This is a genomic window from Jannaschia seosinensis (assembly GCF_001408515.1).
GTDB lineage: Bacteria > Pseudomonadota > Alphaproteobacteria > Rhodobacterales > Rhodobacteraceae > Jannaschia > Jannaschia seosinensis.
This window is the reverse complement of sequence record NZ_CYPR01000090.1, coordinates 1-7,798: the sequence shown is the minus strand read 5'-3', so window position 1 is coordinate 7,798 and position 7,798 is coordinate 1. Positions and strand designations below refer to the sequence as shown.

6 protein-coding genes and 1 tRNA gene are annotated in these 7,798 nt (G+C 64.6%); 6 read left to right on the top strand and 1 reads right to left on the bottom strand.

The window, feature by feature from the left end; genetic code table 11:
- Positions 1–222: 222 nt before the first annotated feature.
- Positions 223–828, bottom strand: coding sequence for a TetR/AcrR family transcriptional regulator (locus JSE7799_RS07335; protein WP_055663029.1), 606 nt, complete (start codon positions 826–828; stop codon positions 223–225).
- Between the two features lie 220 nt (positions 829–1,048).
- On the opposite strand from JSE7799_RS07335, the gene JSE7799_RS20980 reads away from it, so the two are divergent.
- From JSE7799_RS20980 to JSE7799_RS07305, 6 genes are all read left to right on the top strand, one after another.
- A complete protein-coding gene (locus tag JSE7799_RS20980) occupies positions 1,049–1,204 on the top strand; it encodes a hypothetical protein (RefSeq protein ID WP_186201865.1) in 156 nt (51 codons plus the stop codon).
- Positions 1,205–1,279: 75 nt separating this feature from the next.
- Positions 1,280–2,569, top strand: coding sequence for a homoserine dehydrogenase (locus JSE7799_RS07325; RefSeq protein WP_055663027.1), 1,290 nt, complete (start codon positions 1,280–1,282; stop codon positions 2,567–2,569).
- 94 nt (positions 2,570–2,663) lie between these two features.
- Positions 2,664–3,623, top strand: coding sequence for a class II fructose-bisphosphatase (gene glpX, locus JSE7799_RS07320; RefSeq protein ID WP_055663026.1), 960 nt, complete (start codon positions 2,664–2,666; stop codon positions 3,621–3,623).
- A gap of 68 nt (positions 3,624–3,691) precedes the next feature.
- Positions 3,692–5,449 (top strand): single-stranded-DNA-specific exonuclease RecJ, encoded by a 1,758-nt coding sequence (gene recJ / locus JSE7799_RS07315; RefSeq protein ID WP_055663025.1) that lies wholly within the window; start codon positions 3,692–3,694, stop codon positions 5,447–5,449.
- Between the two features lie 94 nt (positions 5,450–5,543).
- Positions 5,544–5,618 (top strand) — tRNA-Glu (locus JSE7799_RS07310).
- Between the two features lie 1,630 nt (positions 5,619–7,248).
- Positions 7,249–7,798: transposase family protein (locus JSE7799_RS07305; protein WP_503089880.1), on the top strand; the 550-nt coding region annotated here is incomplete at its 3' end.

Genomic DNA, 7,798 nt, shown 5'->3' with positions numbered 1-7,798 from the left:
CGCGCAGCAGGGTCAGGCCGGCGTCGGAGCTCATGTCGGCGCCGTCAAACCCGAGCAGGACCGGCTTACCGTTAAGGCGTGACAGGCGGGGCGTGGAGCACGTAGACTGGGTCATGGCGGAGGTCGTCCTGCTGAAATCTGAATCTTTGGCGTCGATAACCAAAAAATGCAGAGTTTCAGACGGTTACGCCACCTCCGCCGCCTTCTCGTGAATTATCCGGGTTAACGTCGGGCGGGGGCTTTCGCCCCCACCATCCCGCAGGCCATGTCGGCATAGACGCCTTCGACGGTGGCGCGATCAAGACGCCCGCCTTCGCGGTACCAAGTGTTGACGCCCGTCAGCATCGCGATGAGCGCCATCGCCGCCAGCTTCGCATCGGCCACGACCATCGCACCCGCGGCCATTCCGGCGGTCAGAATACCCTCCGGGACCGCCTCGTAACGCCGCCGAAGCCCCTCGATCTCCGCAAATCGGTCGGCCTCCAGCGCTCGCAACTCCATATAAGCGATGAAAACCGCATCGGGCCGGTCGATGTGAAACCGGATGTGGAATCGTGCAAACGCGTCAAGGCGGTTGATCGGGTCACCGCCAGGATCCGCCGCATCCCAAGCGGCAAGCAGGCTGTCCAGATGATTGCGCATCAACTCGGCAAGCAGCGTCTGCTTGTCGGGTGTGTAGTGGTACAGCGCGCCCGCACCTATTCCAACTTCCGCCGCGATCATTCGCATGGAGACGGCGGCGTAGCCGTGCCGTGCGAACAGCCGCTCGGCGGCCTTGCGCACACGCGGGCCGGTCACGCCAGCATCGGATCCCTGTGGTCTTGCCATGGCGTGAGGTAAACCGAACAGGTGTTCAATTCCAAGCCGCTTGCCGCGTCTGCCCCCCGCGCCTAGCGTGTCGCTCATGATCCGAACCCTGCCCCTTTTGATGTTGCTCGCCGCATGCGCGGCCGATTTGCCACCGGTAGAAGGGACCATATCCGACGCTGCGCGCGCGCGGCCGTATCCGGAGCTTGTACCCCTCGGGCCGCTCTTGGCCGAAGCCTCCGTGCCCTCGCGCGCTGCCGGCGCGCAAGATGCGCTGACATCTCGTGCGGCGGAGTTGCGCGGCGCCACAATTCCGGTGCCGGGCGGCGACGATGTCGTCGAACGAGGCCGCCAATTGCGCGAGCGCGCCGCCGCCCTCCGCGCAGTGGAAATCTGACCCGCCTCGCGTTGCACCCCCCGGTGTGACCGGCTACCCCTTCGCGCGACCGCCAGCCGCCTCGGAGATGCCGCCATGACCACACCCCTCCGCCTCGGGATCGCAGGCCTTGGAACGGTTGGCGCAGGGGTCGTGCAAATCGTGCAAACTCACGCCGACCTCCTCGCCAAGCGGACCGGGCGCGATATCGCGATCACCGCCGTATCCGCACGAAGCAGGAAAGCGGATCGGGGTGTCGATCTCTCTGCCTATGCGTGGGAAGACGATCCCGTCACACTGGCCCGCCGCGACGATGTGGATGTGTTCGTCGAATTGATGGGAGGCGCCGACGGCCCGGCTAAGGCCGCGACCGATGCCGCGCTTGCGGCGGGCAAGCATGTCGTGACGGCCAACAAGGCGATGCTCGCCCTGCACGGGCAGGCCTTGGCCGAGGCAGCGGAAGCGTCCGGCGTGGCCCTGCGCTTCGAGGCCGCCGTGGCCGGTGGCATTCCGGTCGTCAAGGCGTTGATCGAAGGGTTGGCCGCCAACGCCATTACTCGCGTGTCCGGTGTGATGAACGGCACCTGCAACTACATCCTCACGCGCATGGAATCAGCAGGCCTGCCCTACGACGATGTGTTCGAGGAAGCCCGGGCCCTCGGCTTTCTCGAAGCGGACCCGAACCTAGACGTGGGCGGGATCGACGCCGCCCACAAGCTGACCATCCTGTCTGCCATCGCGTTCGGGCACCGCGTGGATTTCGATGGTGTGGCGCTGCAGGGAATCGGGCGCGTCTCCATCGACGACATTCACCGCGCCCGCGACATGGGCTACCGCATCAAACTTTTGGGCGAGGCGCGGCGCACGGCGGATGGCGGCGTGGAGCAATCCATGCGCCCTACCCTCGTACGCGCCGACAGCCCGCTGGGGCAGCTTGAAGGCGGCATGAACATGGTCGTGCTCGAAGGCGACGCCGTGGGCCAGATCGTCCTGCGCGGTGCAGGGGCTGGGATGGGGCCGACCGCCAGCGCCGTGATGGCGGATCTTTGCGACATCGCGCGGGGACTGGTCCTGCCGCCCTTCGGTCAGCCGGCCGCGGCGCTTGCCCTTCCGTCGCGCGCAAAGACGGCGACGCCGCGCGCCCACTACCTCCGCATGATGCTGCGGGACGAGCCCGGGGCCTTGGCGCAGGTCGCGACGGCGCTGGGCCGCTCGGGGATTTCGATAGACCGGATGCGCCAATACGACCACGAAGGCGGCGAGGCGCCCGTCCTAATCGTCACCCACCCCTGCGCACCCGGCGATTTGGCAGAAGCCCTCCAGGCAGCGCTGGCCACCGGCGTCGTCGCGGGCGAGCCTGTGGCCCTGCAGATCGAAGCGGCCTGAGCGGCTAAAATCGCACGGCCGCGCCGTGCTGCTTGCCCAACTGCGCGACGCAACGTAAGCCCGTGACACAGAACGAAAGAGCGGAGCCTGCCTTATGTCCAAGATCGATTTCAACGACCGGATGCTGTCACTGGGCCTTGCCCGTGTCTCGGAAGCGGCGGCGATGGCCTCTGCGCGCCTGATCGGACGCGGTGACGAGAAGGCCGCTGACCAGGCCGCCGTCAATGCGATGCGCGATCAGCTCAACATGCTCGATATTGCAGGCACGGTCGTCATCGGAGAGGGCGAGCGCGACGAAGCGCCCATGCTCTTCATCGGTGAGGAGGTCGGAACCGGCAACGGCCCCGAGGTGGATATCGCGCTCGACCCCCTCGAAGGCACCACCCTGACGGCAAAGGACATGCCGAATGCCCTCACCGTCATCGCGATGGGTCCGCGCGGCTCGATGCTCCATGCGCCGGACGTCTACATGGACAAGCTGGCGATCGGCCCCGGCTACCGCGACGGTGTCGTAACGATGGACATGTCTCCGGCGGAGCGGGTCAATGCGCTCGCTGCGGCACGTGGATGTTCGACCGACGACATCACGGTCTGCGTGCTCGAACGTCCGCGCCACGAGGAGATGATCGCCGAACTCCGCACGACGGGCTGCGCCATCCGCTTGATTACCGACGGCGATGTTGCGGGCGTGATCCACTGCGCCGAGGCGGAAAAGACGGGCATCGACATGTATATGGGCTCCGGCGGCGCACCCGAGGGCGTCTTGGCCGCGGCAGCACTCAAGTGCATGGGCGGGCAGATGTTCGGCCGCCTCACCTTCCGGAACGATGATGAACGCGGTCGCGCCAAGAAAGCCGGCATCACCAATTTGGACCGTGTCTATACGCGCGACGATATGGTGACGCAGGACGTGATTTTTGCGGCGACCGGCGTGACGGACGGATCGATTTTGCCCGGTATCCGACGCGAACCCGGCTACCTGACGACCGAGACGATCCTGATGCGATCCAAGACCGGCTCCGTCCGTCGCATGAACTACCGCAACCCGCGCTGACGTATCCTTGATCCGGCGGCGGGACAGGCATCTTGCACTCTGTTCCGTCGCCGGTCACATGCAGACCCATGTCGTATCTTGGCGTCTCAAAATCCGCGACGGGGCGCCGCTGGGTTGGTCTCGACGCCACTCAGGAACGGCTGGCCGAAGCCATCGCGCAGTCCGGCCAGCCGCATCCCCTCGCCCGCCATCTGGCACGCCGAGGCATCCTACCCGAGGATGTTGCCGACTTTCTCGTGCCGCGCTTGCGGGACCTGCTGCCCGACCCGATGCGCCTGTGCGACATGGAGGCGGCAGCCGAAAGGTTGGCCCGCGCGGCCAAGGCGGGCGAGCGGGTCGCAATCTTTGCCGATTATGATGTCGATGGCGGAGCCTCCGCTGCGTTGCTGGTCTGGTGGCTGCGGGCCTTGGGGCAGACGGCGACAATCTACGTGCCCGACCGGATCGAGGAAGGCTACGGGCCGAACGCCGCGGCTATCGGGCGACTGGCCACCGATCACGATCTGATCATCTGCGTCGATTGCGGCACACTCAGTCACGACGCGCTCGCCGCTGCCGCTGGCACGGACGTGGTGGTTCTCGATCACCATCTCGGCGGCGAAACGTTGCCCCCCGCTCTGGCCGTCGTGAATCCGAACCGGCAGGACGAGGATGGCTCCCTCGGGCATCTTTGCGCCGCCGCCGTCGTTTTCCTGACGCTGGTGGAGACGAATCGCCGGCGGCGGGCGAAAGGATTGTCGCAGCCGAATCTGATGGAGATGCTCGACCTCGTCGGGCTTGCCACTGTCGCGGATGTGGCGCCGCTGATCGGGGTCAATCGGGCGCTGGTGCAACAGGGTCTGAAGGTATTGCGCGGCCGCGGGCGGCCCGGTCTCGCTGCGCTGGCCGACGTCGCCCGGATGGACGGACCGCCGACCAGCTACCATCTCGGCTACCTTCTGGGACCTCGCATCAACGCGGGCGGCCGCGTGGGGGCCGCCGATCTGGGAGCGCGGCTTCTTGCGACGGATGATCCCGCGGAGGCCGCAGCATTGGCCGAACGGCTGGACAGGCTCAACGACGAGCGCCGCGCCATCGAATCACGCGTGACCGACGCGGCTCGCGCACAGGCCGAGGCGCGGATCGACGCCGGAGGCGCCTTGGCTTGGGCGGCGGGCGACGGTTGGCATCCCGGTGTGGTCGGCATCGTGGCGTCGCGCCTGAAGGAGGCACTGAACCGGCCGGCAGTCGTGATCGGCATGCGCGAAGACGGGCTGGGTCAGGGGTCAGCCCGATCCGTTGCGGGCGTTGATCTTGGCGCCGCGGTACAGCGTCTCGCGGCCGAAGGTTGGCTGGTAAAGGGCGGCGGACACCGTATGGCCGCCGGTTTGACGGTCGAGGCGGAGCGGGTCGAAGGCGCCATGGCGCGCCTCGACGAGTTGCTCGCGCGACAGGGAGCGGGCGAGTCGGGTCTTCGGGAGCTGATCGTGGATGCGACGCTCATGCCCGGCGCGGCCACACGGGATCTCGTCACCGCGCTGGAATGCGCGGGACCTTTTGGCCAAGGCGCCGCCGCGCCGCGCTTTGCCCTGCCAGACTTGTGCGCCGTTCACACCCAAGCGGTTGGGGACGGCCACCTCAAATTGACGCTTTCCGGCAACGGCACGCGGATAGACGCGATCGCGTTCCGGGCCACAGCCGAAGGCATTGCCGGAGCTATCGAACGTGCAAGCGGGGCTCCGATCCACGTCGCCGGGCGGCTTGAAGTCAATCGCTGGCAAGGACGCGAGAGCGTTCAGCTCAAGGTCGAGGATGTCGCACTGGCCTCTGAGGCCGACCGGTCATGAGGTCGCAATAGCCGAGGAAAAAAATGGTCGAAAAGCGCAGGAAAATGGCTTGCAGGCCCCGAACGCCTCGCCTAAACACCCCACACGCTAACGTGGCCCGTTCGTCTATCGGTTAGGACGCCAGGTTTTCAACCTGGAAAGAGGGGTTCGATTCCCCTACGGGCTGCCACTTTTCCTGCTTTTCCTTTGTTTTACTGGGCTCTATGGTGCCCAGTGTCCCACGATTTTCGGCGCGTGGGACACTCCGGGCTTCTGCGGCAGCCTCGGCGCGCACAAAAGCGCGCTCGGCGAGCTTCGCCCGGTCGACGCGCTTGGTGTAAATCGCGGCGGTTTTGGGATCACTGTGAGACAGGTAGGCCATGACTTCGTAAACCGACCCGGACGCCTCTGCGATCTGCTCTGCGCGGCGCTTGCGGATGCCATGCTGCGATCGGGTAGCGCGCATCTTCGGATTCCCGTTCTTTTCCAGGATCGGGTTGCCGTCGTCGTCGAGCGCAGGCTCGCAGAGACCCGCCGCGATGATCCATTTACGGACCGCGTTGTCGAGCGAGCCCGACGAGGCAAAGGGCGTGCCCTTCTCTGTCAGGAGGTAGGCCGCGGCATCTGCGGGTAGATTGGCGGCCTCCAACATGAAGTCCCAAGGCAGCGGAAGCTGGACTTCGGACGATCCGCGCTTTGACGGCTGAAACCGGATGTAGAGACGCTCATTTCGCGTCATCTCATGCCGCGGGCCGAGAATGTGCATGTCACCGATGCGGCCCGCTGTCGCCTCTGCGAGCAGAAACCACCGGCGGGCCATCGTGCCTTCTCCGTGGCAAGCCAGGAATTTTTCTGCGTCGGCGTCGCTCCAAGGCTCTGCACCCCCCTTCTCGACATGTCCGCTCTTGACCTTGAAGACCGGGCTGTCGATCGGATATCCGTGGTCTTCACCCCATGTATACGCGGCCCGGAGGGCTTTCAGACATGTGTGCGCTGCCCCAGTCCGAACGCCGAAAGAGTCGCGGATATGGGCGAAGGCTTCACGCGGAAGCGACGCTTTCATCGTGCCCATCCGTGTCTTTTTGTTGGGTGAAAGGCAGTTACGGGCTTGTGTCAGGCCGGTAATTCGGCTGTTGAGCGTCGGCTGTTTCAGATTTCCGGCTTTGACCTGCACTTCCATCCACTCCAGAAACTTCTCGCATAACTCGTCGAGCGTGTTCTTCGCCGGTTTGGGTTTCTCGTTCACGATCAGCTTCAGCCCGGATCTCGCGGCGAGGTAGTGGTCCTCGAAGTCTTCGTGGTCAGGCCCCACCGGAATCGTGATCCTCTTTTTCTTCTGCCCGTCAACGCGAACACGCCAGCGGGGTGTCCCCGCCGGCGTTTTCTCTTCGCAGAGGCCTTCGTATGTTTTCTCGATCTTCATTATCCGTCTTCCCAGGATGGGGCTTCGTCATCCTCAGACGCGACTTCCGCCCCTTTGTTTCTTGCGAGCTGCCCTGAGGGCGCGCCATTGAAATTGCCTGCCACATCGACACAGAACGATCCGTCTACGTTCACCCGCACAGCACCCGGCTGAAGGCCCGCCGCGACCATGGCGTGGATCACGTTTAAGACTGAGGATCTGGATGGCTGAGCAGCGGGCATTGGTCTTCTCATCGTTTGACGGAAGAAGAGTGGGTTCATCGATTTTGGGCCAGTCGCGCAAAACAGAAGAAAAATCGCTCCGGAGCCAGACTACACGACACAGCCGTTTTTGGGGTGGCCGAGACCGGCAAGAGAGATTCTTCTGGTGGACTCGACCTCGCCAAAGGAACGGTCCCTTGAATATCCGTGCTCTCGCCGATCTCCAGAAAACGCTAACTCCGCATGTGCCGTTGGGCAAGTCACGGCTCGAGACGCTCTGCATGATCCTGCTTGGCATGATCAGCGCCCGAACGGTGAACCTGACGCATATCGCGAGCGAGCGGCCAAGTCGCGCCATGGTTGCATCGACCTATCGCCGTCTGCAACGCTTCTTCCAACACGTGTGCCTGCCCGAGGATTGGAGCGTGGGCATCGTGATCTCGCTGCTCGGCAACCCTCGCCCTTGGCATCTGTGTCTTGACCGCACCAACTGGAAGATCGGCAAGACCGACGTTAACGTCCTCGTGTTGGCCGTCATCACGGCCAGGTTCCGTGTCCCGTTGATGTGGACCATGCTCCCGCATTCCGGCAACAGCACGACCGCTCAGCGCATCGCGCTGATGAAGCGGTATCTCGCGTATTTCGACGCCTCAACCGTTCGGATGCTGCTGGCGGATCGCGAGTTCATCGGTCAGGAATGGTTCACTTTTCTCGTCGAGCAGGAGATCCCCTTCGCGATCCGCATGA